Annotated in this window: 1 rRNA gene; it reads left to right on the forward strand. The window is 56.2% G+C overall.

Features of this window, described 5'->3' with window-relative positions:
* A 16S ribosomal RNA gene (locus ABD837_RS24865) occupies window positions 1-1,323 on the forward strand; the annotation flags it as partial.

Below are 1,323 nucleotides of genomic sequence, written 5' to 3' on the forward strand. Positions count from 1 at the left end.
TAGCCCGCCGAAAGGCGGATTAATACCGCATAACACCACAGTGTGGCATCACATAATGGTTAAAGATTTATTGGATTCGGATGGGGCTGCGTGCCATTAGCTAGTTGGCGGGGTAACGGCCCACCAAGGCGACGATGGCTAGGGGAGCTGAGAGGCTGGTCCCCCACACGGGCACTGAGATACGGGCCCGACTCCTACGGGAGGCAGCAGTAGGGAATATTGGGCAATGGGCGCGAGCCTGACCCAGCCATGCCGCGTGCAGGATGAAGGCTTTCTGAGTCGTAAACTGCTTTTGCCAGGGAAGAAAAAAGCGGATGCGTCCGCTACTGACGGTACCTGGTGAATAAGCACCGGCTAACTCCGTGCCAGCAGCCGCGGTAATACGGAGGGTGCAAGCGTTGTCCGGATTTATTGGGTTTAAAGGGTGCGTAGGCGGCCGTTTAAGTCCGGGGTGAAAGCCCACTGCTCAACAGTGGAACTGCCCTGGAAACTGGACGGCTTGAGTACAGACGAGGGTGGCGGAATGGATGCTGTAGCGGTGAAATGCATAGATAGCATCCAGAACCCCGATTGCGAAGGCAGCTGCCTAGACTGTAACTGACGCTGAGGCACGAAAGCGTGGGGAGCGAACAGGATTAGATACCCTGGTAGTCCACGCCGTAAACGATGGATACTCGCTGGTGGCGATAGACGGTCACTGGCTTAGCGAAAGCGTTAAGTATCCCACCTGGGGAGTACGCTCGCAAGAGTGAAACTCAAAAGAATTGACGGGGGCCCGCACAAGTGGTGGAGCATGTGGTTTAATTCGATGATACGCGAGGAACCTTACCTAGGCTAGAATGCGCGTGACCGGTTCAGAGATGAACCTTTCCTTCGGGACACAAAGCAAGGTGCTGCATGGCCGTCGTCAGCTCGTGCCGTGAGGTGTTGGGTTAAGTCCCGCAACGAGCGCAACCCCTATGTTTAGTTGCCAGCGGATAATGCCGGGGACTCTAGACAGACTGCCTGCGCAAGCAGTGAGGAAGGCGGGGACGACGTCAGGTCATCATGGCCCTTACGCCTAGGGCTACACACGTGCTACAATGGACGGTACAGCGGGTTGCCAACCAGCGATGGTGCGCCAATCCCGAAAAGCCGTTCTCAGTTCGGATCGGAGTCTGCAACTCGACTCCGTGAAGCTGGAATCACTAGTAATCGCGTATCAGCAATGACGCGGTGAATACGTTCCCGGGCCTTGTACACACCGCCCGTCAAGCCATGAAAGTCTGGTAGACCTGAAGCCGGTGCTCCGCAACGAAGCCGGTTAGGGTAGAACAGGTAATT

The organism is Hymenobacter glaciei, from assembly GCF_039539585.1.
GTDB lineage: Bacteria > Bacteroidota > Bacteroidia > Cytophagales > Hymenobacteraceae > Hymenobacter > Hymenobacter glaciei.